This window comes from Kitasatospora sp. NBC_01539, assembly GCF_045040525.1.
Lineage (GTDB): Bacteria > Actinomycetota > Actinomycetes > Streptomycetales > Streptomycetaceae > Kitasatospora.
On the sequence record NZ_CP109390.1, the window covers coordinates 5,856,289 to 5,879,673 of the forward strand.

Here is a 23,385-nt window from a genome sequence, read left to right on the forward strand (position 1 = left end):
ATCGACGCACCGGAACCGGGGTCGGTGGGACGCCCGCGGAGTCCGGTCGCGTGACCTGCCCGCAGATGTGCAGGCCGCCTGCCATGTCTGGGGAGTGGCGCCGTGACAGGGTTGTGGGGTGTCCGTCCTCGCTGGCGGACTGACGTCCTCGGTGACTTCTTCTGCCCGGGCTGCGGTGGCGACCGCAACTACCGCCGGCAGCACGGCCGACGGTGGCTGCGGCTGCTCGGCACCCCGGTGCTCCCGCTCGGTCCGGTCATCGGCAGTGTCCAGTGCACCAGCTGCCACGGCCGGTACGGCGTCGAGACGCTGGAGCAGCTCACCAGCGTGCGCCTCGCCGCGATGCTCCGCGACGCGCAGTACACGATCGCGCTCGCCGTGCTCGCCGCCGGCGGCGCCGGCAGCCGGGCCGGCCGGGACGCCGCCTGCGGGCTGATCCGCGAGGCCGGCTTCGACGACTGCGGCGAGGCGCAGGTGCTCGCCGCGCTCGCCGCCCTCACCGGGTGCAGCGGCGGCGCGCCGCAGGACGTCGACGACGGCACCGCCGCCGGTGCCGGCGGCCTCGCCATCGAGCTCCACGCGGCCCTCGAACCGCTCGCCCCGCACCTCGCCCCGGGCGGCCGCGAGCGGCTCCTCCTGCAGGGCGCCTGGATCGCCCTCGCCGACGGCCGCTACCTGCCGCAGGAGCGGGCCGCGCTCGCCGCCGTCGGGCGGTGCCTGCGGCTCGGCGCCCCGCAGGTCGACGACCTGCTGGAGGCCGCCACCCGCGCGCCCCGCTGACGGCGGCGCCCCGATCCGGGCCCGACTCCCCCCTCCCGGGCCCCGCCGTGACCCGCACCGACCGGGCAATCCCCCCTGCCCCGGGTGCGGGTTCACGGCTGCCCGCCCGCCCGCGGCGTTCCTGTCACCGCCGTACGCGACAATGGGGGGATGCCCATCACGTCCGCCCGGAGCGCCGCCGCATGAGCCTGTACCGCGACGACGGCGTGGTGCTGCGCACCCAGAAGCTCGGCGAGGCCGACCGCATCATCACGCTGCTCACCCGCCAGCACGGCAGGGTCCGCGCGGTGGCCCGCGGCGTGCGCCGCACGAAGTCGAAGTTCGGGGCCCGGCTGGAGCCGTTCTCCCACGTCGACGTGCAGTTCTTCAGCCGCGGCAGCGACCTCGTCGGCCGTACCCTGCCGCTGTGCACGCAGGTCGAGACCATCGCCCCGTACGGCGGTCGGATCGTCACCGACTACGGCCGCTACACCGCCGGCACCGCGATGCTGGAGACCGCCGAGCGTTTCGCCGAGAACGAGGGCGAGCCCGCCGTGCAGCAGTACCTGCTGCTCGTCGGCGGCCTGCGCACGCTCGCCGAGGGCACCCACCAGGCCCACCTCGTGCTGGACGCCTTCCTGCTGCGCTCGCTCGCCGTCAACGGCTACGGCGCGAGCTTCACCGACTGCGCCAAGTGCGGCCTGCCGGGACCCAACCGGTTCTTCTCGCTGCAGGCGGGCGGCGTGCTCTGCCACGACTGCCGGGTGCCCGGAAGTGCCGTACCCTCCCCTGAGACACTGGTACTGCTCGGCGCACTGCTCTCCGGGGACTGGCGGACGGCGGACGCCTGCGCGCCGCGGTACTGGCGCGAGGGCAGCGGGCTGGTGGCCGCCTATCTGCAGTGGCACCTGGAGCGGGGTATCCGCTCGATGAGATACGTGGAGAAATGAGCATGGCAGCGCGACGGCTCTTCGGCAGCAAGCAGCGGGACTACCAGGTCCCGGCCCCTCACCCGAGCGGCGCCCGGCCGCCGAGGATCCCGGCCGACCTGGTGCCGAACCACGTCGCCTGCGTGATGGACGGCAACGGCCGCTGGGCGAAGGAGCGGGGCCTGCCGCGCACCGAGGGCCACCGGGTCGGCGAGGCGGTCGTCCTCGACGTCCTGCGCGGCTGCCTGGAGGTCGGCGTCAAGAACCTCTCGCTCTACGCCTTCTCCACCGAGAACTGGAAGCGCTCCCCGGACGAGGTGAAGTTCCTCATGAACTTCAACCGGGACGTCATCCGCCGCCGCCGCGACGAGATGGACGCCATGGGCATCCGCATCCGCTGGGCCGGCCGGATGCCGCGCATGTGGAAGAGCGTCGTGCAGGAGCTGCAGGTCGCCCAGGAGCAGACCAAGGGCAACGACGCGATGACGCTGTACTTCTGCGTCAACTACGGCGGCCGCGCGGAGATCGCCGACGCCGCCCTGGCCATCGCCCGCGACGTCGCCGCCGGCAGGCTCAACCCGGAGAAGGTCAACGAGAAGACCTTCGCCAAGTACCTGTACTACCCGGACATGCCGGACGTCGACCTCTTCCTGCGCCCCAGCGGCGAGCAGCGCACGTCGAACTTCCTGGCCTGGCAGTCGGCCTACGCCGAGCTGGTCTTCCAGGACGTGCTGTGGCCGGACTTCGACCGCCGCGACCTGTGGCGCGCCTGCGAGCAGTTCGCGATGCGCGACCGCCGCTTCGGCGGCGCCAAGCCCAACGAGGTCACCGACCAGGACGGCGACGAGGTCACCGACCAGGACGGCGACGAGGTCACCGACCAGGACGCGGCCGAGCTGCCCGCGCAGCGCTGACCCCCGTGCGCGCGTGAGGCCCGGGTCGACGACCCGGGCCTCACGCGCGCACGTCTCACACCTTCGCGGCGCACGCCCCGCAGGTGCCGAAGATCTCCAGCGTGTGCGCGATGTCGCTGAACCCGTGCTCGGCGGCGACGGCGTTGGCCCACCGCTCCACCGCGGGGCCCTCGACCTCGACGGTCGCACCGCAGTGCCGGCACACCAGGTGGTGGTGGTGCCCGCTGCTGCACCGGCGGTAGGCCGCCTCACCGTCGGCGGTGCGCAGCACGTCGACCTCGCCGGCCTCGGCGAGCGACTGCAGCGTCCGGTAGACGGTCGTCAGACCGACCGAGTCGCCCCGGTGCTTGAGCATGTCGTGCAGCTCCTGCGCGCTCCGGAAGTCCTCGATCTCGTCCAGGACCGCCGAGACGGCGGCTCGCTGCCGAGTGGATCGGGCGCGCGGCGTCGGGCCTGCGGTCGTCACCGTGGGTCCTCCTGGGAATGGGGTGGTGTCGCACCTCATTGTGCCAGCCCCTGACCCGCGGGGACCTCGCTCTCCCCGTCCCGCGCCTGGGCGGGCAGCACGACGTCGCACACCGCCGGACCCGTGTCCGGGGCGATCCGGTGCCGGCGCGCGGCCAGCGGCCCGGCGACCGCGCCGAGGATCCCGAACGCGGCGATCGCGAGCAGCACGATCGCCGGCCCGGACGGCACGTCGGCCTGGTACGAACCGGCCACGCCCAGCACGGCGACGCCGATGCCGAGCCCGACCGCCGCGGTCTGGGTGGCCCGGAACGACCGGGTCAGCTGCTGCGCCGCCGCGACCGGCACCACCATCAGGGCGCTCACCAGGAGCAGCCCCACGACCCGCATCGCGACCGTGACGGTGACCGCGGCCATCACCGCGAGCAGCAGGTTGAGCAGCCGGACGGGGATGCCGGTGACCCGGGCGAACTCCTCGTCCTGGCAGATCGCGAAGAGCTGGCGGCGGAGTCCGAAGGTGACCGCCACGACGGTGCCGGCGAGGACGGCGATGGTGGCGAGGTCGGACGGCGAGACGGTCAGGATGGAGCCCCACAGGTAGCTCTCCAGGCTGCCGCTGCCCGCCTCGGCGCTCACGCTGACCAGCAGTTTGCCGCAGGCCATGCCGCCGTAGAAGAGCATGGCGAGCGCGATGTCGCCGCGCTGGTTGCCGCGCGAGCGGACGAGCTCCATCAGCACCGCGCCGACCACGCAGACCAGCACGGCCATCCAGACCGGGCTGGTCTGGAAGAGGAAGCCCAGGCCGACGCCGGTGAGCGCGATGTGGCCGATGCCGTCGCCCATCAGGGCCTGGCGCCGCTGCACGAGGTAGACGCCGACCGCGGGAGCGGTGATGCCGACCAGCACGGCGGCGATCAGCGCCCGCTGCATGAAGTCGTACTGCAGCATCTCGATCATGCGAGGAGTCCCTGGGTGCGGTGGTCGTCGGCGTGCGGGTGCACGTGGTCGTGGCCGGGCAGGGCGTGCTGCCCGACGCCGCGCGGCGGCGGGCCGTCGTGGGCGACGCAGCCGTCGCGCAGCACCACGGCCCGGTCGATCAGCGGCTCCAGCGGCCCGAGTTCGTGCAGGACGAGCAGGACGGCGCAGCCGCGTCCGGCCTCCCGGCGGAGGATGTCGGCGAGCACCTGCTGGCTGGCCACGTCGACGCCGGCCATCGGCTCGTCCATGATCAGCAGGTCGGGCGCGCCGACCAGGGCGCGGGCGATCAGCACCCGCTGGTGCTGGCCGCCGGAGAGGCCGGCCACGCCGTCCTCGGCGCGGTCCGCCATGCCGACGGCGGCCAGCGCCCGGTCGACGGCCTCGCGGTCGCCGCGGCGGAAGGGCCGCAGCCGGTGCTGCGGCAGCCGTCCGGTGGAGACGATCTCGCGGACGGTCGCCGGCACGCCGCCCGCGGCGGTGGTGCGCTGCGGCACGTACCCGATGCGCCGCCAGTCGCGGAACGCCCCGTACGGCGTGCCGAACAGCTCCAGGCTGCCGCCGTCGAGCCGGACGCCGCCGATGACGGCCTTGACGGTGGTGGACTTGCCGGAGCCGTTGGCGCCGAGCAGCGCGACGACCTCGCCGGGGCGCACGGTGAGGTCGACGCCGCGCAGCACCGGCCGGCCGCCGACCGCGGCGACCGCGTCGCGCAGCAGGACGGCGGCGGGCCGGTCGGGGCCGTCGGGGGCAGGGGTCGCGGCGGTGCGTCGCCGGGGGATGACTGAGCTCATGGGGTGTCCCGTCAGCTGGTGGTGCCGAGCGCGGTCCGCAGGTGGGCGAGGTTCTGCCGCATGACCGAGAAGTAGTCGCCCTTGCCGCCCTTGATGCCCTCGATCGGGTCGAGGACGGCGGTCTTCAGCTTGAGGTCGTTCGCGACGCTGTCCGCCAGGGCGGGGCTCACCAGGCTCTCGAAGAAGACCGTGGTGATGCCGTGCCGGTCGGCGGCCCGGTGGATGGCGGCGAGCCGGGCCGGGGTGGGCTCGGCCTCGGGGTCGACGCCGCTGATGGCGATCTGCTGGAGGCCGTAGTGGTCGGCCAGGTAGCCGAAGGCGGCGTGGCTGGTGACGAACACCTTCTGCTTGGTGCCCTGCAGGCCGGTGCGGAACTCCTCGTCCAGCGCGGCGAGCCGGCCGACGAGGTCGGCGGTGTTCTTCTCGTAGTCGGCTGCGTGGGCGGGGTCGGCCTTCGCGAACTCGGCGCCGACGGCCTGGGCGACCGTCGCGTAGCGGGTCGGGTCGAGCCATATGTGCGGGTCGCCGGTGCCCTCGGCGGGCGCGTGCCCGTCGTGCTCGCCGGTGTCCTCGTCGAGGTGGTGGTCGACCAGGGGGGAGGCCGCGGCAGCGTCGACCACGTGCTTCGAGCGGGACTGCCCGACGGCCTTGTCGACGGTGGGCTGCAGGCCCCTGAGGTACACGACGGCGCCGGCCCTCTGCACGGAGCCGACCTGCTTGGCGGTCAGTTCGAGGTCGTGCGGTTCGACGCCGGGGGCGGTGAGTCCGGTGACCTTCACGTGGTCACCGCCGACCTGCGCGGCCAGGTACTGCATCGGATAGAACGACGCGACCACGGACAGCCGGCCGCCGGAGTCCTCGGCGCCGCCGCTCCCGCCGCAGGCGGTGAGCGTGAGGGCGGTGAGCGTGAGGGCGGTGAGCGTGAGGGCGGTGGCGGCGAAGGCTCTCGGGGTGGTGGGCCGGCGGGTGCTCCCGGGGCGTCGTCGGATCTTCATGACAACCATTCTCATCTTATGTGGAAATGATTGTCAACTCACCCGATCGGGTGACCACGCCGTCCGCCGTCCGGCCCCCGGCCGCCCGCCGGACGGGGGGCCCGCGGCCACAATCGATTTGAACCCCGTACCCGGGGGCCCGGTAACCTGAGGTATTCGGGTGCGTGCAACCAGCCGTGCCCTGACCGTGCCGTCGTTATGAAGAGAGCACTGTGGCCGCCGACAAGATCGAAACGATCGTCAGCCTGAGCAAGCGCCGTGGCTTCGTCTACCCCTGCAGCGAGATCTACGGCGGTACCCGCGCCGCCTGGGACTACGGTCCACTGGGCGTCGAGCTCAAGGAGAACATCAAGCGCCAGTGGTGGCGTGCGATGGTCACCGCGCGGGAGGACGTCGTCGGCCTCGACTCGTCGGTGATCCTCGCGCGCGAGGTGTGGGAGGCCTCCGGCCACGTCGCCACCTTCAACGACCCGCTCACCGAGTGTCTCTCGTGTCACAAGCGGTTCCGCGCCGACCACCTCGAAGAGGCGTACGAGGCCAAGCACGGCCGGCTGCCGGCGAACGGCCTGGCCGACCTCAACTGCCCGAACTGCGGCAACAAGGGCGCCTTCACGGAGCCCAAGGAGTTCTCGGGCATGCTGAAGACGCACCTCGGTGTCACCGAGGACGCGTCCGGCCTGGCCTACCTGCGCCCCGAGACCGCGCAGGGCATCTTCACCAACTTCAAGGCCGTGCAGACGACCTCGCGCAAGAAGCCGCCGTTCGGCATCGCCCAGGTGGGCAAGAGCTTCCGCAACGAGATCACCCCCGGCAACTTCATCTTCCGCACCCGCGAGTTCGAGCAGATGGAGATGGAGTTCTTCGTCAAGCCGGGCGACGACGAGACCTGGCACGAGTACTGGCTCGAGCAGCGCTGGAACTGGTACCGCGACCTCGGCCTGCGCGAGGAGAACATGCGCTTCTTCGAGCACCCGAAGGAGAAGCTCTCCCACTACGCCAAGCGCACGGTCGACATCGAGTACCGCTTCAACTTCGGCGGCACCGAGTACTCCGAGCTGGAGGGCGTCGCCAACCGCACGGACTACGACCTCGCCGTGCACAGCGAGCACTCCGGCCAGGACCTCAAGTACTTCGACCAGGAGTCCGGCGACCGCTACTTCCCGTACGTCATCGAGCCGGCGGCCGGCCTCAACCGCGCCATGCTCGCCTTCCTGCTCGACGCGTACTTCGAGGACGAGGCGCCCAACGCCAAGGGCGTCATGGAGAAGCGCGTCGGCATGCGGCTCGACCCGCGCCTGGCCCCGGTCAAGGTCGCGGTGCTGCCGCTCTCGCGCAACGCCGACCTCTCGCCCAAGGCCCGCGGCCTCGCCGCCGACCTGCGCACCGCGTGGAACGTCGAGTTCGACGACGCCGGCGCGATCGGCAAGCGCTACCGCCGCCAGGACGAGATCGGCACGCCGTTCTGCGTCACCGTCGACTTCGACACCCTCGAGGACGACGCGGTGACCGTCCGCGACCGCGACACCATGGCCCAGGAGCGCGTCTCCCTGGACCAGGTCAAGGCGTACCTGGGCGCGCGCCTCATCGGCTGCTGACACCCCGCCGACCCCGACCGGGCCCCCTCCGCCGTCCTCGGCCGAGGGGGCCCGGCCGTTCCCCGGCCACCCCGCACCCGCCCGCCGTGCCGTCAGGCCTCCCGCCCGACCTGCCGCTCACCCCGCCGCTCAGCGGCGACCGCGCGAACGGCCCGCCGCAGCGGTCGGCACGGTCGGCAGACCGACCGAGCGCAGCGCGGCCAGCGCCGACCGCGTCCGGCTCTCGTCCAGCACGGCGATCCCCGCCAGCAGCGCCCCGTACAGCACCGGCCACCGCACGAGGGCCGCACCCAGCTCCGCGAGGTCCGCGGCCGACCGCAGTGCCGTCACCTCCCCGACCAGCGCGAGCGCCAGCTGCGCCCCCTCCGGGCCGCCCGCCGCGGAGCCGAGCTCCCCGACGGCGGCCACCACGTCGGCGACCGGCCGCCCGGCCGTCTGGCGCAGCAGCCCGAACACGTCGCCGGTGCGCCCGGCGGCCGACAACCGGGCAGCCAGCGAGGCGAGTTCGGCCGGGGGAGCGGAGGCCCACTCCCACAGCAGGGTGTGCCCGTCGGCCGCCTGGCCGGTCGCCTCCAACGCGGCCAGCAGCTCCGGCAGCGCTGCCGCCGGCAGCCTCCACAGGGCGTGGAACAGCTCCGCGGCCTCGTCCGTCAGCCCGGTGCGCCGCAGCTCCGCGAGCGTGTCGGCGGCCTGCCGGGCCGGGCCGTGCGCGGCCGCCCGGGCCAGGTAGCCCGCCGAGCCGTGCGGGCCGCGCGAGCGCAGGGCCGCCGCCAGCCGGGCCACGTCCTGCGGGGCCAGCGTCACCGCCGCCTGCGCCGCGACCGCCGCCGACTCGTGCGTCGAGCCCCGCCGGTGCAGCTCGCCGATCCGCTGGGCGAGCCCCGCGAGCTCCTCGGCACTGCGCGGCGCGGGAGCGGCGGCTTCCACGGGCGGCGGACTCTGCGGCGCCGGCTCCGGCGCGGGGTCGGCGGTGGGCCGTACCCCGCCGAAGCGGGCCCCGCGGGCCGGTGCCACCGGAGCGGCCACCGGCACCGCCATGGCTGCGGGGGCCTCCTGGGCCTCCTCGTCCTCGTACACTCCGCCGAACCGGGCGCCGGTCGGACGCCTGCGCCGCGGGCCGGCCGCGGCGCGCTGGGCGGGGGGCCGGTCGGCGGCCGGTCGCTCGGGCACCGCCTCCGGCACCCCGGCCTCGTGCCGCCCGTCCGCCCACGCGGCGTCGCGCTGCCGCAGGCCGTCCTCCAGCGCCAGCAGGCGCTCGCTCAGTTCCAGGCAGCGCACGCCCAGGCCCTCGCGGAGGGTCCGGGCCTGCGCCAGCTGCCGCAGCAGCTCGGGGTCGGGGTACCGCTGCGGCTGGGCGTAGCCGTGCGCGCGGTCCGGCTCGCGGGCGGCGCCGACCGCCTCGGTGAGGCGGCGTTCGCGCTGTGCGGCGTACTGCCGCGCCCGGAGCAGTTCGTCCAGCTCCGTCCGCAGCAGCCGGACATCCCCTGCCGTGGGCCCCAGCTCCTGTACCGTCATCGCGCGCGACCGGCCCTCTCCGCCCCGGGGCCTCTCGGCCGGCCCCCGGCACTGACTGCGGGCCATCCTTGCCAAGCGATACGGCGTCCGTGTTACGGACAGGAGACGTCCGGTTTTCGTCCGCATCAGATATCGGGCGTGAACACCCTTGCGGGTGGCGGACGTTCGCGCGCCCGCCGGTCCGGCCCCGGTCAGCCCGCGAGGCGGGCGCGGGCCTCCATCAGGGCGAACCCCAGCAGGTTGAGGCCCGGCCAGTGCTGCGGGCGGGTGGCGTCGTCGCTGTCGGCCGCCAGGCCGATGCCCCACACCCGGTCGAGCGGGCTCGCCTCCACGAGCACCCGGTGGCCGGTGCCCAGCAGGTAGGACCGCAGGGCGGCGTCCTGCCCGAACTTCTCGACGTTGCCGCGCACCACGAGCTCGAACCGCTCGGCCGCCCACCGCTTCTCGTCGAAGCCGCGGACGAGCCGGCCGAGCTTCTTCGCCTCGCCCGGCGTGCGGGAGGCCAGCACCTGCGCCCGGACGCCCTCGTCGCCGAACAGCCGGGCCTTGCCCGCCATCATCCAGTGCTCCGCGGTGCGGTAGGTCTCGCCGTCGACGGTGATGTCGCCGGGCCACCACTGGCTGAGCGACCCCGCGCCGATCCGGCCGTCCCGCTCCGGCCGGTGCCCCCAGAAGAGCAGGTAGCGCGGCCGGGCCCCGGCCGCCACCAGGGCGGCCAGCTGCTCACGGCTGCGGGCGTCGGTCGGCAGGGTGGGCCCGGTGGTCGTCATGGCGCCATGGTCCCATCCGCCGCCGGGCGTCCGCCGCCGGTTTTCGGCCGCCGGTCCCGTCCGGCGCCGTCCCGTCCTGGCCTGTCCCGTCGCCGCGCCCGTCCCGTCACCCCGCCGGTGCCCTCACCGCGCCGGGCCCGTCACCCCGCCGGGACGGGACCGGCCGGGTGACGGGCCCGCCGGGCCCGGGTGCACTCACCCGACCGAGCGCGGCAGACGGGCGCTCAGCAGCACGATCGCGGCCGAGCCGACGAGTTGCAGGGCCAGCACGAGGGCCAGCGCCCGGTCGAGGCCCTGGCTCGGCGCCAGCGCGAGGAACAGCGTGCCGAGGGTCGCCACGCCCAGGGCCAGGCTCGACTGCTGAGCCGTCGCCAGCACGCCGCTGCCCACCCCGGCGCGCCCGGCCGGCACGGTGGAGAGGACCACCCGGAAGAGCGGCGTGCCCACCAGTCCCTGGCCGATGCCCGCGAGGGCGACCCCGGGCAGCATGCGCAGCGGCGAGAGGTGCGCCCCGTCGGCGAGGACGGTCGCGATCAGGGTGAGGAGGCCCAGCCCCTGGACGACGCCGCCGGCCGTGATGACGCGGCTGCCGAACCGTCCGATCAGCCGGGGACCGGAGAGCGAGGCGGCGAAGTAGCCGACGGCCATCGGCACGAGCGCCCAGCCGGCCGCGACCGGGCCCAGGTGCAGGCCCTGCTGCAGCATGATCGCGACGACGAACATGAAGCCGCCGAACCCGGTGAAGTACGGCAGGGCGATGCCCAGCCCGCGCCGCATCTCCGGGACGCGCAGCAGCGAGAGCGGTACGAGCGGGGTGCGGCCGACCTGTTCGGCCCGCCGCTCGACGGCGGCGAAGGCGGCCGCGAGCAGCGGGAAGGAGCCGAGCAGCAGCCACGTCCACAGCGGCCACCCCACCGCCCTGCCCTCCATGAGGGGGACGAACAGGGCCAGCAGGGCCGCCGTGAGCAGCGCGGTGCCCGGCAGGTCGACGCCGGCCGCCCGCGGTGCCCGGGTCTCGGGCACGTACCGGACGGCGAGCACGGCGGTCAGCAGCGCGAACGGCACGTTGACGAGGAACACCGCGCGCCAGCCCGTGCCGAACAGGTCGGCGGCGACGAGCAGGCCGCCCAGCACCTGCCCGATCACCACGGAGATCCCGCCGACGGCGCCGTAGATGCTCAGGGCCCGGGCCCGCTGCGCACCGGTGCCTGTCGCGGTGATGGTGGCGAGCACCTGCGGCAGCAGCAGGGCCGCGGCGGCGCCCTGCGCGACCCTGGCCGCGACGAGGGTCCACGCGGTGGGGGCGATGCCGCAGGCGAGCGAGGTCAGGGCGAACGCGACGGCGCCCGCGACGAGCAGCCGGCGCCGGCCCAGGGCGTCGCCGAGCCTGCCGCCGAGCACGAGGAGCACGGCGAAGGCGATGCCGTACCCGGCGGCGACGAGCTCCAGCACGGCCGGGCCTGCCGCCAGGTCGTGGTCGACGGTGGGCAGGGCGACGTTGACGATGAAGAAGTCGAGCATCGGGAGGAAGGCGCCGAGCAGGACGGTCACGAGGCCGGCGGTGCCCAGGGGGACGGGGGCCGGGGCCGTCCCGGGGGCGGCGGCGGAGGAAGGGGTCCGCGAGAGCGTCGGTTGCTGAGTCACGGGTCCTACGATCCGCGCCTGCGCACCCTGGTACCAGACAGGGTTTATCCAGGTATACCGAACACCTGGCACCGGGATCACCGGAGGGGCATGCTGGTGCCATGGCTTCCACCACCCTGTCCGCCCGGCCGGCCCCGGCCCCGGCCCCGGCCGCTCCCGCCCCCGCAGCTCTCGCGGCGCCGGCCGCCCGGCAGCCCGCGGCCGCCCGCCGCCGGGAGCTGGCCGCCTTCCTGCGGAGCCGCCGGGAGCGGATCTCGCCCGAGCAGGTGGGCCTGCCCGAGACCGGGCGCCGCCGCACCCCGGGGCTGCGCCGCGAGGAGGTGGCGCAGCTGGCCACCGTGGGGGTCACCTGGTACACGTGGCTGGAGCAGGGCCGGGACATCCAGGTGTCGGCGCAGGTGCTGGGCTCGGTGGCCCGTGCGCTGCGGCTCGACCCGACCGAGCGGGCCCACCTCTTCGTCCTGGCCGGCGCGGACGACCCGGCCCCGGTCGTCGAGTGCGCCACGGTGACCCCGGCCGTGCGGGCGCTGCTGGCGCAGTTGGAGCCGCTGCCCGCGGCCGTGCTCAACAGCCGGTACGACGTCCTCGCGCACAACCGCGCCTACACCTGGATCGCGGGCGACCTCGACGCCCTGCCGCCGGAGGAGCGCAACCTCATGTGGCTGGCGTTCACCGACTCCGTGTTCCGCCGCACGCTGGTCGACGTCGACGAGGCGCACCCCGACATGGTCGCGCGGTTCCGGGCGGCGATGGCCGACCACGGGTCCGAGCCGGCCTGGAAGTCGCTGCTGACCCGGCTGCGCCGGGCGTCGCCGGAGTTCGAGGCGGCGTGGGAGCGGCACGAGGTGGCGGGTCTGGGCAACGGGCTGAAGCGGTTCCTGCTGCCGGAGGCGGGCCTGCTGCGCTTCGAGTACACCAATCTCTGGCTGGGCCCGCGGCCCGGACCGCGGCTGGTCGCCTACACCCCGCAGGACGCGGAGACCCGGCAGGCGCTGGACCGCCTGGCGGCCGGCGGCTGACCGGCCCGGGGCCGGGCGGGCCGGCCTGCCGCGAGGGTGGGGGACAATGGGGAGTCCCGATTCCCCTCTGCCGAGGACCTGCCGCGCATGACCAGCACGCTCAGCACCTCCGACACCGACACCGCCGCCGCACCGGGCGCCGTGCCGTCCGCCGCACCGCCCCCGGCGCCGGGCGACCTGCCCGGTGCCGCTCCCTCGGAGTTCGCACCGCTGTCGATCGGCCCGCTGGAGGTGTGGCCACCGGTGGTGCTGGCACCGATGGCGGGGATCACCAACGCGCCGTTCCGTACGCTCTGCCGCGAGCAGAGCGGCGGCAAGGGCCTGTACGTCTCCGAGATGATCACCACCCGGGCGCTGGTCGAGCGGAACGCCAAGACCATGCAGCTGATCAGGTTCGACCCGAGCGAGAAGCCCCGGTCGATCCAGCTGTACGGCGTCGACCCGGTGACGGTCGGCCGGGCGGCCCGGATGATCGCGGACGAGGGCCTGGCGGACCACATCGACCTGAACTTCGGCTGCCCGGTGCCGAAGGTGACCCGCAAGGGCGGTGGTTCGGCCCTCCCCTACAAGCGGAACCTGCTGCGGGACATCCTGCGGGAGGCGGTCGCCAACGCGGGCGCCCTGCCGGTGACGATGAAGATGCGCAAGGGCATCGACGACGACCACCTGACCTTCCTCGACGCGGGCCGGATCGGCGCCGAGGAGGGGGTCTCGGCGATCGCCCTGCACGGCCGTACCGCCGCCCAGCACTACGGCGGCACCGCGGACTGGTCGGCGATCGCCCGGCTGCGCGAGGCGGTGCCGGCGGGGATCCCGGTGCTGGGCAACGGCGACATCTGGTCGGCGGGCGACGCCCTCCGCATGATGCGCGAGACCGGGTGCGACGGCGTGGTGGTGGGCCGTGGCTGCCTGGGCCGCCCCTGGCTGTTCAGGGACCTGGTCGCCGTCTTCGAGGGGGACACCGGTCCGGTCCGCCCGGCGTTCGCCGAGGTGGCGCGGGCGATGGTGCGGCACGCCCAACTGCTCGGCGAGTGGCTGGGGGACGAGGCCCGCGGCGTGATCGACTTCCGCAAGCACGTGGCCTGGTACACCAAGGGCTTCTCGGTCGGCTCGGAGCTGCGGGTGCGGCTGGCGAACTCCGGCTCGCTGGCCGAGCTGGCGGAGCTGCTGGCCCAGGTCGACCAGGAGCAGCTCTGGCCGGCGGGGGCGGACGGCCCGCGCGGCCGGACCAGCGGCAACAACCGCGTGGTGCTGCCCGAGGGCTGGCTGGACGATCCGTACGACTGCGCCCGGCCCTCGGTTGACGCCGAATCGGACACATCCGGCGGATGACCGCTCCATTCCGGCGAAGTTCGGCCGGACCGGCGCCCTGCCGGTGCGGCGGAGCCCTCTTGGACCATCTGGCCAAGAGGGCTCCTTTGCGGCAGATCCCGGTGACGCTCCGGTGATGAATGAACAGCGGAGAGTGCCGATCTTCGGCGGAGCGGCCGTTCGAAGCCTGAGATGCGGCCGTGACGCTTGCCACATAGCGTGGGGTGTTGACGGCCGGTCAGGTGGCCGCGGGGCGCCCGGAGCGTGAATCGCTTCCCGAAGGGGGTGTCCGCCGGATCGGTACACCTGGCTGCAGGAAATCAAACCGGGGAAACGCGGGCGGCGATCGACCGCTGCTCCGTGTCCGGTTCCTGTGATCCTGGGGTTTCCGTGCGTTCACTACTTGAACGTTTGCTCGCGTCATGTGGACGATTTCCGCACCAGAGGTGAACGTCACTCCGGGCATTCGATCTGCCGGGTCCTGACGGTTCATCGAGCTCGTACGGCCTATTGGCGGCACGGAAGCGCCTTTGAAATGGGTATGTTCTCCGGCGTCAGGGCAACCGTGTGCGAGGAGACGACCCGTGGCGGCGAAGCAGAAGTTTGTTTACTCCTTCACCGAAGGAAACAAGGACCTCAAGGATCTTCTGGGCGGGAAGGGTGCCAACCTCGCCGAGATGACCAACCTGGGCCTTCCCGTCCCTCCGGGGTTCACCATCACCACGGAGGCCTGCAAGGTCTTCCTGGAGACGGGCAGCGAGCCCTCCTCGCTGCACAAGGAGATCAGCAGCCACCTGACGGCCCTCGAAGCGGCGATGGGCAAGAAGCTCGGCCAGGCCGACGACCCGCTGCTGGTGTCCGTCCGGTCCGGTGCCAAGTTCTCCATGCCCGGCATGATGGACACCGTGCTCAACATCGGCCTCTCCGACGCCTCGGTGGCCGGCCTCGCCGCCCAGTCCGGCAACGAGCGCTTCGCGTGGGACTCCTACCGCCGCCTGGTCCAGATGTTCGGCAAGACCGTGCTGGGCGTCGACGGCGAGCTCTTCGAGGAGGCCCTCGACGAGGCCAAGCACGCCAAGGGCACCGCCAGCGACCTCGACCTGACCGCCGACGACTTGCGCACCCTGGTCGGCACCTTCAAGGCGATCGTCGCCCGCGAGACCGGCCGGGACTTCCCGCAGGACCCGCGCGAGCAGATGGACCTCGCCATCCACGCCGTCTTCCACTCGTGGAACGGCGACCGCGCCCGCCTGTACCGCCGTCAGGAGCGCATCCCCAACGACCTGGGCACCGCGGTCAACGTCTGCAGCATGGTCTTCGGCAACCTCGGCGAGGACTCCGGCACCGGCGTCGCCTTCACCCGCGACCCCTCGACCGGCGCCGTCGGCGTGTACGGCGACTACCTCTCCAACGCGCAGGGCGAGGACGTCGTCGCCGGCATCCGCAACACCCTGCAGCTGGCCGAGCTGGAGAACCTCGACAAGAAGTCGTACGACGAGCTGATGGCGATCATGCAGAAGCTCGAACTGCACTACCGCGACCTCTGCGACATCGAGTTCACCATCGAGCGCGGCAAGCTCTGGATGCTGCAGACCCGCATCGGCAAGCGCACCGCCGCGGCCGCCTTCCGGATCGCCGTGCAGCTCGTCGACCAGGGCCTGATCGACCTGGACGAGGCGCTCCACCGCGTCAACGGCAGCCAGCTCGCCCAGCTGATGTTCCCGCGGTTCGCCCCCGACGCCACGTCCAAGCAGGTCGCCTGGGGCCTCGCAGCCTCGCCCGGCGCGGCCATCGGCAAGGTCGTCTTCGACTCGTACACGGCCGTCAAGTGGTCGCGCTCCGGCGAGAAGGTCATCCTCGTCCGCCGCGAGACCAACCCCGACGACCTGGACGGCATGATCGCCGCCGAGGGCATCCTCACCTCGCGCGGCGGCAAGACCTCGCACGCGGCCGTCGTGGCCCGCGGCATGGGCAAGACCTGCGTCTGCGGCGCGGAGGAGCTGGAGGTCGACACCAAGCGCCGCCGCTTCACCACCGCCGCCGGGCAGGTCGTGGAGGAGGGCGACGTCGTCTCGATCGACGGCGCGACCGGCAAGGTCTACCTCGGCGAGGTACCGGTGCTGCCGTCCCCGGTGGTCGAGTACTTCGAGGGCACCCTGCACGCCGGCGCCGACGTCCAGGGCGGCCTCGTCCAGGCGGTGCACCGGCTGATGTCGCACGCCGACGTCCGCCGCCGCCTCGCGGTGCGCGCCAACGCCGACAACGCCGAGGACGGCGGGCGCGCCCGCCGCTACGGCGCCCAGGGCATCGGCCTGTGCCGCACCGAGCACATGTTCCTCGGCGAGGAGCGCCGCAAGGAGGTCGAGCACCTCATCCTGGCCGACAACGACAAGGACCGGGAGCTCGCCCTCTCCACCCTCCTCCCGCTGCAGAAGAGCGACTTCGTCGAGCTCTTCCAGGCGATGGACGGACTGCCGGTCACCGTCCGGCTGCTCGACCCGCCGCTGCACGAGTTCCTGCCCGACATCACCGAGCTCTCGGTGCGCGTCGCCCTCGCCGAGGCCCGCAAGGACCCGAACGAGAACGACCTGCGCCTGCTCCAGGCCGTGCACCGGCTGCACGAGCAGAACCCGATGCTCGGCCTGCGCGGCGTACGCCTCGGCCTCGTCATCCCCGGCCTGTTCGGCATGCAGGTGCGGGCGATCGCGGAGGCCGCGGCCGAGCGCCGGCTGGCCGGCGCCGACCCGCGTCCCGAGGTGATGATCCCGCTGGTCGGCACCGTCCAGGAGCTGGAACTGGTGCGCGACGAGTGCGAGCGGGTGCTCGCCGAGGTCGTGAGGTCCACCGGGGTGCAGCTCGACATCAAGCTCGGCACCATGATCGAGCTGCCGCGCGCCGCCGTGACCGCCGGTCAGATCGCCGAGGCCGCCGAGTTCTTCTCCTTCGGCACCAACGACCTGACGCAGACCGTGTGGGGCTTCTCCCGCGACGACGTCGAGGCGAGCTTCTTCACCGCGTACCTGGAGAAGGGTATCTTCGGGGTCAGCCCGTTCGAGACCATCGACCGCGACGGTGTCGGCGCGCTCGTCCGGCACGCCGTCGAGGCGGGCCGGGCCACCCGCCCCGACCTGAAGCTCGGCGTGTGCGGCGAGCACGGCGGAGACCCCGAATCGGTGCACTTCTTCCACGAGGTGGGGCTGGACTACGTATCCTGCTCTCCCTTCCGCATCCCGGTGGCGCGTCTGGAAGCAGGCCGCGCCGCCCTTGAGACGGCGGGCAGCGACGCGCGCTGACCGGGGGAGACCCCGCAGCGCGGCCCATCGCTGACCGCACCCCTCCATCGGGGAGGGGCGTTCGACGGAGCTCGGCGCAGGAGAGCCGTCGGACGTGACAGCCGGGGCGGGTACGGACAACGGCGTCCGTACCCGCCCCGGCGGTGTTTCCCCCGGACCCTCCCGCCGAACCCGCCTGACCCGCCGCACCGCCCACCGATGCTCCGGGTGCGTCCGAACGGGTGAGAAGAGGGCGCAGCGCGGCCCGGCGCGCTCCGCCGACCGGGCAAGCTGTGCGCCATGAGCAGCCGAAGCCGTTCGATCGCCGTCGCCGTCCTGCTGGTGTGCGGGATCGTCGTCGCCGCCGCGTACGCCCTGTACGACCGCAGCCCCGCACCGGCCCCGACCGCACAGCCGCCCGTGACCACCCCGGCCGCCGCCGGCTCGCCCCGCAGCTCCCCGGCCGGCCCCGCCGCCGTCTGGATTCCGGACGACCCCGCCGTCGCGGACGTCTGCCGCACCCGCCTCCCCGTCCAGGCCGACACCACCCTCGTCCTGATCACCCGGGGCGGCCCCTACCCCTACCGCTCCGACGGCATCGTCTTCGAGAACCGCGAGGGCCTGCTGCCGCGGCACGGCTCCGGCTACTACCACGAGTACACCGTCGTCACCCCGGGCTCCGGCGACCGCGGCACCCGGCGCATCGTCACCGGCGGCGCGGGGGAGCAGTACTGGACGGCCGACCACTACGCGAGCTTCCGCGAGATCGACCCCCGCTGCTGACCGGACCGGGGCCGGAATCCTCCTGGCCCGGCCCCCGGCCCGGCTGCCAGGATGGTCCGCGATGACACCCACCACCCCGACCGGTCCCGGCCCCACCACTCCCGCCTCCGACTCCCTGCAGGGCCTGTCCGTCGGCGACGCCCTCGGAGCCCAGTTCTTCGTCCCCGCCAACCGCCCGTACCTCGGGCGCCGCCAGGACCCGCCCGGCACCTGGCCCTGGACCGACGACACCGAGATGGCCTGCTCCGTGTACGCGGCCCGCACCGAACGCGGCCGCATCGACACCTTCGACCTCACCCACGCCTTCGCCCGCCGCCACGACTTCGACCGCGGCTACGGGCCCGCCGCCAACCGCATGCTCCGGCTGGTCCGCGAGGGCGGCGACGCCCGCAGGCTCGCCGCGGAACTCTTCGACGGCCAGGGCTCGTACGGCAACGGCGCGGCCATGCGGGTCGCCCCGCTCGGTGCCGCCCACGCCGCCGACCCGGCGGGCGCCGTCCGTCCGGCCGCCGACACCGCGGTCGTCACCCACACCCACCCGCAGGCGGTGGACGGCGCCATCGCCGTCGCGGTGGCCGCGGCACTCGCCGCCGCCACCCGCGGCACGGCGCCGGCCCCGGCGGACCTCCTCGCCGAGGTCCGCCGGCTCACTCCGCACGGCGCCGTCCGCCGCGGCCTCGGCGAGGCCCTGGCCCTGCTCGGCACCGACGACCCGCACGCGGTGGCCGCGGTGCTCGGCAACGGCAGCCGGGTCAGCGCCGCCGACACCGTGCCCTTCGCGCTCTGGGCCGCCGCCCGGCACCTCGGCGACTTCCGGCGCGCGATCTGGGACACCGTCACCGCGGGCGGCGACGTCGACACCACGGCCGCCATCGTCGGCGGCGTCGTCGCGGCGCACACCGGCACCGCGGGCATCCCCGCCGCCTGGCTGGCCGCCCGCGAACCGCTGCCCCGCTGGGCCGCTCCCGCACCGGGCGGCGTCACCGGCCCGGGGCACCCGCCGGGCACGCCGATCCTGCTGCCCCGGCCGGTCGACCCGCCCGACCTGCGCTGGACGGACGAGGACTGGCAGCGCATCAGGACGGCCGGCCGCGACCCCGGCCCGGACCACCACGCGTACACCGCCGAGGGGGTGCTCCACCTGACCGACCGCCGCACCGGGTACGGGCTGCTCGACGTCGAGGTGGCCGCGCTGCCCCGCACCGGCTGGCGCCCGGTGTCCGCGGTGGCCGAGGCCCATCCGGCGCGCTGCACCACCGACCCGGCGGATCTCCTGGCCGCACTGCGCCGGCTCTGAGCCCCCCGCCGGGTGGCGGCGACCGGGGGACGGTTGTCGGGAAAACCACTGGGCGGCGCGGCCCGCCGCGCCTACGCTGCGCGCATGCCTCTGCTGCTCTCCGTCAACATCGGCCGCCCCCGCCCCAACCCCGCCAAGCCGGACACGGCCGGCACGGGGATCGACAAGCGTCCGGTCGACCATCCCGTGCGGCTGCGCGCGCCCGGCCCCAAGGGCACGGGCCTGCACAGCGGCCTCGTCGGCGACGCCGTGCTCGACACCCGCCACCACGGCGGCGACGACCAGGCGGTCTACGCGTACGGCCGGGAGGTGCTCGACCGCTGGGAGCGGGAACTCGGCCGCACCCTGTCGAACGGCAGCTTCGGCGAGAACCTCACCACCTCCGGCCTCGACGTCGACGGTGCGCTGATCGGCGAGCGCTGGCGGATCGGCGAGGAGGTGCTGCTGGAGGTGTCGGTACCGCGCATCCCGTGCGCGACCTTCGCCGCCTGGCTGGACGAGCGCCGCTGGATGCACAGGTTCACGGCGGCCGCCGTGCCCGGCGCGTACCTGCGGATCATCGAGCCCGGCGAGATCCGCGGCGGCGACCCGATCACCGTGGAGCACCGGCCGGCGCACGACGTGACCGTCGAGCGCTGCTTCCGGGCGCTCACCCTCGACGCGGGCCTGCTGCCCGGGCTCGTCGACGTCGCCGAGCTGCCGGAGGACGTCCGGGAGCTGGCACGGCGGCGCACCGGCGCGGGCCCGGCCCCGTACGCCCCGGGGGACGACGAGGCCTGACCGCGGCCGTGCCACGTGCGGGCCCGTGCCGGTGCGGCACGGGCCCGGGGCGCCGGGGCGCCGAGGCCCGGCGCTCAGGCGGGGATCAGCGGGCCGCCGTGTCTGAGGCACTCCTGGGTGCGGGCCGGGTCGGGGGCGCTCGGCGAGGTGGCGGCGGCGATCCGCAGCTCGACGATGTCGCGGACGGCCGGCCACTCCTCGTCGAGGATCGAGTAGAAGGCCGTCGACCGGACGACGCCGTCCAGCCCGCGCGAGTGGGCCCGCCGGACGCCCTCGCAGGTCGCGCCGAGCCGTTCGATCGCCGCGCGGGAGCGCTGGTTGCGGGCGTCGGCGCGCAGCGAGATCCGCTGCACCCCCCAGCCCTCGAAGGCGTGGCGCAGCATCAGGAGCTTGGCCTCGGTGTTGATGCCGGTGCCCTGCGCGCGGGGGGAGAGCCAGGTGTTGCCGATCTCGGCGGCGTCCGGCACGGCGTCCCGGGGGTCGCCGAACGGCACGCCGGGCACCGGCGGCCAGACGAGCGGGCCCTGCCAGTAGTCGAGTTCGAGGAAGCGGGTCGAACCGACCACCCGGCCGTCGGCGGTGCCGACGGTCGCGAACGGCAGGGACCGGCCGGCGGCCTGGTCGGCTAGTGCCCTCGCGATGTACGCGCGGGCCGCTTCGAGCCCGTGCGGCACGGGGGTGAAGGCGTAGGTCGAACGGTCCTCTGCACCTGCCTCGGCCAGTGCCTCCGCGTGGTGCTCGGCGAGGGGCTCCAGCCGCACGGTGCGGCCGACGAGGGTGACGGGTACGGGCACGGATCCTTCGGTCCTTCGGCGATCGGAGGGACCCCCGGCCTTGGGTGCGGCGGCGAGGGCGGGGTGTTTCGCCCCGCTCGGGGGCCCGGCGCCCGTTCCCGCGCAGGCCTGGGGAGGCCGGGTGCGGTGGGGCGACGGCCCTGGAAGCGGGCAGCGCGGTGCCGGAACGGGCACGGGTCGACGACCCGGTCCGGCGGGTGTGCGAGGGGACAGTGTGCGTCCGCGAGATGGCCGAGAGGGAGACGTGAGCGCGAAGGGAAACAGGCGGCCAGGTGAAGGCAAGGTGCGCAGCGGGCTGGCCGCGCAGGCGTCCGGGACGTGGCCCGCGCCGTCACGGACGGCGTGGCGACGACGCGACGATGCGAGGCAGCGAGAGGACGATACCTGCAAGAAGGCGGTGCGTCACTTCGCGGCGCGAGATCGGGGGCGTGCGCGTGTCGGCGGCACGCCGCACGGGTGGTCCGGCGGGCTCCGCAACACCCGCGTAACGACTCCGACCAGCGGTTTCGCGGCAGGTGAGAATATTCTGCAAGGGGCGTGGAGACCTCGGGGCCGCGCCGGGAATGCCGGCGGCCCCCGGCACGCTGCAGTGATCGGGCAGGCGTCCGGGGAGACGCCCGCCCGGGGCACCGCCGACATGGGCCGGCCCCACCAGGACGGACGAGACGGGAACGGGGTTTGGTGCACCGTGCGTGATCCCAAGGAGCTGTACGAGCTGGATGCGGCGGGCGCGGAAGCGGTCGTCGCGGCGCAGGAGGCCGCAGCCGCGGCCGACGGCGGGCTGGTGCTCCTGTACCACTTCGAGGGCTTCATGGACGCGGGCGAGGCCGGCACCCAGGTCGTCGCGCACCTGCTGGAGCACGGCGCGCCGCAGGTCGTGGCGCGGTTCGACCACGACCGCCTCGTCGACTACCGGGCGCGCAGGCCCTCGATGGTGTTCGACAAGGAGCGCTGGACGGACTACGACCCGCCGGAGATCCTGCTGCAGCTGGTGCACGACGTCGTCGGCGCGCCGTTCCTCGTGCTGTCGGGCCCCGAGCCGGACACCGAGTGGGAGCTGTTCGCCGCCGCGGTGCGCGGCCTGATCGAGGAGTTCGAGGTCCGGCTGGCCGTCGACTTCCACGGCATCCCGATGGGCGTGCCGCACACCCGTCCGGTGGGCCTGACCCCGCACGGCACCCGGCTCGACCTGGCCCCCGGCTACCCGAAGTGGTTCGACCAGGCGCAGGTGCCGGGCAGCGCCCAGGCGCTGCTGGAGTTCCGGCTGGCCGAGTCCGGGCACGACGTGCTCGGCTTCGCCGTGCACGTGCCGCACTACATCGCCCGCTCGGCCTACCCGGCGGCCGCCGTACTGATCATGGAGGCGGTGCAGTCGGCGACCGGGCTGGTGCTGCCCGGCACCGAGCTGCGGCTGCGCGTCGACGAGGTGCACGCCGAGATCGAGGAGCAGCTCGCCCAGGGCGACGGCGAGCTCACCTCCGCCATCCGCGGCATGGAGGGCCAGTACGACGCCGTCGCCGGCTCCGAGGACCGGGAGAGCCTGCTCGCGCAGGCCACCGACCTGCCGTCGGCCGACGAGCTGGGCCGGCGCTTCGAGGAGTTCCTCGCCGAGCACGAGCGCGACACCGAGTAGCCGCCGGTGGGCCCCGGCCGTGCCGGGCCGTCCGCGTCCCGTAGGTTGGGCCGGTCAGGACCGGACCCGGGGGGACACGTGGGACACAGGTACGCGGTGGCCGGGCTCGCGGCGGTCGCGCTGCTGCTCGCGGCGGGCTGCGGCGCCGCCGACGGGGGAGCGCGGTCCGCGGCGCCGCCGTCCGGCACGCCGACGGCGTCCGCCGCCCCGACGCGCGTCGCCGGCCCGTACGCCGCGCTCGGCGACTCGTACACCTCCGGCCTCGGGGTGGCCCCGCGGGGCGGGGGCCCGGCCGGGTGCGGCCGGTCGGCGGTGGACTACCCGGCGCTCGTCGCGCGGGGCCTCGGGATCGCCCCGGGGGCCTTCACCGACGCCAGTTGCAGCGACGCCCGCACGGCCGACCTCGCGACGGCCCAGCGGACCGCCGACGGCACCAACCCGCCGCAGCTGGACGCGCTCGGCGCGGACACCCGGCTGGTGACCCTGGGGATCGGCGGCAACGACGCCGGTTTCATGGACGTCGTCGCCCGCTGCGTGCGGGAGAACCTCCGGCCCGCGGCGGACACCGCCGCCGCACCCTGCCGGGCCGCCTACGCCGCGGACGGCGGCGCCGGCCCGGACGGGGTGCAGCGCGCGATCGGCACCGCCGGGGACGGGGTGGCGGCGGCCCTCGCGGAGATCCGCCGCCGCGCGCCGCGGGCCGCGGTGTACGTGGTGGGCTACCCGGAGCTGCTGCCGGCCGACCCGGACGGCTGCGCGGAGGCCGTCGGCGGCGTGATGGCCACGGGCGACCTGCGCTTCCTGCGGGAGAAGCAGCAGCAGCTGAACACCACGCTCCGGGACCGCGCGGCCGCGGCCGGGGCGGTCTTCGTCGACACGGCCGCCGCCTCGGCCGGCCACGACATGTGCGCGGGCGCCGCGGTGCGGTGGATCGAGCCCGTCCGGCCCGCGGCGGGGGCGGCGGCGCTGCACCCGAACGCGCGCGGCGAGAGCGGAATGGCGGCGGCGGTGCTGGCGGCGGTCCGTTCCGCCGGGGCCGGGCAGCCGTGAGCCCCTGAACGGGGCTCCGGCCGTCCGCGGGTCAGGGCAGGGACTGCGGACGGCCGGAACCGGTCAGGGGCGGCGGGTCGTGCGTGCGGCC

At 74.5% G+C, this 23,385-nt stretch carries 19 protein-coding genes and 1 pseudogene; 12 read left to right on the top strand and 8 right to left on the bottom strand.

The window, feature by feature from the left end:
• The first annotated feature begins 102 nt into the window (after positions 1–102).
• From OG335_RS25325 to OG335_RS25335, 3 genes are all read left to right on the top strand, one after another.
• Positions 103–780, top strand: a complete 678-nt coding sequence (locus OG335_RS25325; RefSeq protein WP_405013406.1) for a TerB family tellurite resistance protein — start codon at positions 103–105, stop codon at positions 778–780.
• A 182-nt stretch (positions 781–962) separates the two neighbouring features.
• Positions 963–1,709 carry a DNA repair protein RecO gene (gene recO / locus OG335_RS25330; RefSeq protein WP_405013407.1) on the top strand — a complete coding sequence of 249 codons (747 nt, stop codon included), beginning with the start codon at positions 963–965 and terminating at the stop codon, positions 1,707–1,709.
• Between the two features lie 2 nt (positions 1,710–1,711).
• Positions 1,712–2,602 (top strand): isoprenyl transferase, encoded by an 891-nt coding sequence (locus OG335_RS25335; protein WP_405013408.1) that lies wholly within the window; start codon positions 1,712–1,714, stop codon positions 2,600–2,602.
• Between the two features lie 55 nt (positions 2,603–2,657).
• On the opposite strand, the gene OG335_RS25340 is transcribed toward OG335_RS25335, so the two are convergent.
• The 4 genes from OG335_RS25340 to OG335_RS25355 are packed head-to-tail and all read right to left on the bottom strand — an operon-like array spanning position 2,658 to position 5,831.
• Entirely contained in the window at positions 2,658–3,068 is a 411-nt protein-coding gene (locus tag OG335_RS25340) for a Fur family transcriptional regulator (protein ID WP_405013409.1), read from the bottom strand.
• Between the two features lie 35 nt (positions 3,069–3,103).
• Positions 3,104–4,021: a metal ABC transporter permease gene (locus OG335_RS25345; protein ID WP_405015523.1), complete on the bottom strand. Its 918-nt coding sequence runs from the start codon at positions 4,019–4,021 to the stop codon at positions 3,104–3,106.
• Positions 4,021–4,836, bottom strand: a complete 816-nt coding sequence (locus tag OG335_RS25350; protein ID WP_405013410.1) for a metal ABC transporter ATP-binding protein — start codon at positions 4,834–4,836, stop codon at positions 4,021–4,023. Before OG335_RS25350 ends, OG335_RS25345 begins: the two co-directional genes overlap by 1 nt.
• 11 nt (positions 4,837–4,847) lie before the next feature.
• On the bottom strand, positions 4,848–5,831 hold the full coding sequence (locus OG335_RS25355; protein WP_405013411.1) for a metal ABC transporter substrate-binding protein: 984 nt from the start codon (positions 5,829–5,831) through the stop codon (positions 4,848–4,850).
• 212 nt (positions 5,832–6,043) lie between these two features.
• Here OG335_RS25355 and OG335_RS25360 point away from each other — a divergent pair, with 212 nt between their 5' ends.
• Complete coding sequence (locus OG335_RS25360) at positions 6,044–7,426, top strand: glycine--tRNA ligase (RefSeq protein ID WP_405013412.1); 1,383 nt, start codon at positions 6,044–6,046, stop codon at positions 7,424–7,426.
• 129 nt (positions 7,427–7,555) lie between these two features.
• Here OG335_RS25360 and OG335_RS25365 read toward each other — a convergent pair whose 3' ends face one another.
• From OG335_RS25365 to OG335_RS25375, 3 genes are all read right to left on the bottom strand, one after another.
• A complete protein-coding gene (locus tag OG335_RS25365) occupies positions 7,556–8,941 on the bottom strand; it encodes a hypothetical protein (RefSeq protein ID WP_405013413.1) in 1,386 nt (461 codons plus the stop codon).
• 191 nt (positions 8,942–9,132) lie between these two features.
• On the bottom strand, positions 9,133–9,711 hold the full coding sequence (locus tag OG335_RS25370; RefSeq protein WP_405013414.1) for an NADAR family protein: 579 nt from the start codon (positions 9,709–9,711) through the stop codon (positions 9,133–9,135).
• Positions 9,712–9,906: 195 nt separating this feature from the next.
• Positions 9,907–11,355 (bottom strand): MFS transporter, encoded by a 1,449-nt coding sequence (locus tag OG335_RS25375; RefSeq protein ID WP_405013415.1) that lies wholly within the window; start codon positions 11,353–11,355, stop codon positions 9,907–9,909.
• A 101-nt stretch (positions 11,356–11,456) separates the two neighbouring features.
• On the opposite strand from OG335_RS25375, the gene OG335_RS25380 reads away from it, so the two are divergent.
• The 6 genes and pseudogenes from OG335_RS25380 (at position 11,457) to OG335_RS25405 (ending at position 19,817) form a co-directional block, all read left to right on the top strand.
• Positions 11,457–12,374 (top strand): helix-turn-helix transcriptional regulator, encoded by a 918-nt coding sequence (locus OG335_RS25380; protein ID WP_405013416.1) that lies wholly within the window; start codon positions 11,457–11,459, stop codon positions 12,372–12,374.
• A gap of 258 nt (positions 12,375–12,632) precedes the next feature.
• Complete coding sequence (dusB, locus tag OG335_RS25385) at positions 12,633–13,706, top strand: tRNA dihydrouridine synthase DusB (RefSeq protein WP_405015524.1); 1,074 nt, start codon at positions 12,633–12,635, stop codon at positions 13,704–13,706.
• A 563-nt stretch (positions 13,707–14,269) separates the two neighbouring features.
• Complete coding sequence (gene ppdK / locus OG335_RS25390; protein WP_405013417.1) at positions 14,270–16,978, top strand: pyruvate, phosphate dikinase; 2,709 nt, start codon at positions 14,270–14,272, stop codon at positions 16,976–16,978.
• Positions 16,979–17,257: 279 nt separating this feature from the next.
• A complete protein-coding gene (locus OG335_RS25395; protein WP_405013418.1) occupies positions 17,258–17,740 on the top strand; it encodes a ribonuclease domain-containing protein in 483 nt (160 codons plus the stop codon).
• A 61-nt stretch (positions 17,741–17,801) separates the two neighbouring features.
• A pseudogene (locus tag OG335_RS25400) lies at positions 17,802–18,716 on the top strand (ADP-ribosylglycohydrolase family protein); the annotation flags it as partial.
• 405 nt (positions 18,717–19,121) lie between these two features.
• The gene (locus OG335_RS25405; RefSeq protein WP_405013419.1) at positions 19,122–19,817 is read left to right on the top strand and encodes an MOSC domain-containing protein; all 696 of its coding nucleotides are present in this window, start codon (positions 19,122–19,124) and stop codon (positions 19,815–19,817) included.
• A gap of 74 nt (positions 19,818–19,891) precedes the next feature.
• Here the strand turns inward: OG335_RS25405 and OG335_RS25410 are convergent, their stop codons facing one another.
• Positions 19,892–20,611: a GNAT family N-acetyltransferase gene (locus OG335_RS25410; protein ID WP_405013420.1), complete on the bottom strand. Its 720-nt coding sequence runs from the start codon at positions 20,609–20,611 to the stop codon at positions 19,892–19,894.
• A 688-nt stretch (positions 20,612–21,299) separates the two neighbouring features.
• Here OG335_RS25410 and OG335_RS25415 point away from each other — a divergent pair.
• Both OG335_RS25415 and OG335_RS25420 read left to right on the top strand, forming a co-directional pair.
• On the top strand, positions 21,300–22,244 hold the full coding sequence (locus OG335_RS25415; protein WP_405013421.1) for a PAC2 family protein: 945 nt from the start codon (positions 21,300–21,302) through the stop codon (positions 22,242–22,244).
• A gap of 78 nt (positions 22,245–22,322) precedes the next feature.
• Positions 22,323–23,294: an SGNH/GDSL hydrolase family protein gene (locus OG335_RS25420; protein ID WP_405013422.1), complete on the top strand. Its 972-nt coding sequence runs from the start codon at positions 22,323–22,325 to the stop codon at positions 23,292–23,294.
• Positions 23,295–23,385: the final 91 nt, after the last annotated feature.

Bases quoted from the DNA above. Each gene is read 5' to 3' on its own strand.
- recO (WP_405013407.1), top strand. From the start codon at position 963: ATGAGCCTGTACCGCGACGACGGCGTGGTGCTGCGCACCCAGAAGCTC.
- OG335_RS25335 (WP_405013408.1), top strand. From the start codon at position 1,712: ATGGCAGCGCGACGGCTCTTCGGCAGCAAGCAGCGGGACTACCAGGTC.
- OG335_RS25350 (WP_405013410.1), bottom strand. From the start codon at position 4,836: ATGAGCTCAGTCATCCCCCGGCGACGCACCGCCGCGACCCCTGCCCCC.
- OG335_RS25355 (WP_405013411.1), bottom strand. From the start codon at position 5,831: ATGAAGATCCGACGACGCCCCGGGAGCACCCGCCGGCCCACCACCCCG.
- OG335_RS25365 (WP_405013413.1), bottom strand. From the start codon at position 8,941: ATGACGGTACAGGAGCTGGGGCCCACGGCAGGGGATGTCCGGCTGCTG.
- OG335_RS25370 (WP_405013414.1), bottom strand. From the start codon at position 9,711: ATGACGACCACCGGGCCCACCCTGCCGACCGACGCCCGCAGCCGTGAG.
- OG335_RS25380 (WP_405013416.1), top strand. From the start codon at position 11,457: ATGGCTTCCACCACCCTGTCCGCCCGGCCGGCCCCGGCCCCGGCCCCG.
- dusB (WP_405015524.1), top strand. From the start codon at position 12,633: ATGGCGGGGATCACCAACGCGCCGTTCCGTACGCTCTGCCGCGAGCAG.
- OG335_RS25395 (WP_405013418.1), top strand. From the start codon at position 17,258: ATGAGCAGCCGAAGCCGTTCGATCGCCGTCGCCGTCCTGCTGGTGTGC.
- OG335_RS25405 (WP_405013419.1), top strand. From the start codon at position 19,122: ATGCCTCTGCTGCTCTCCGTCAACATCGGCCGCCCCCGCCCCAACCCC.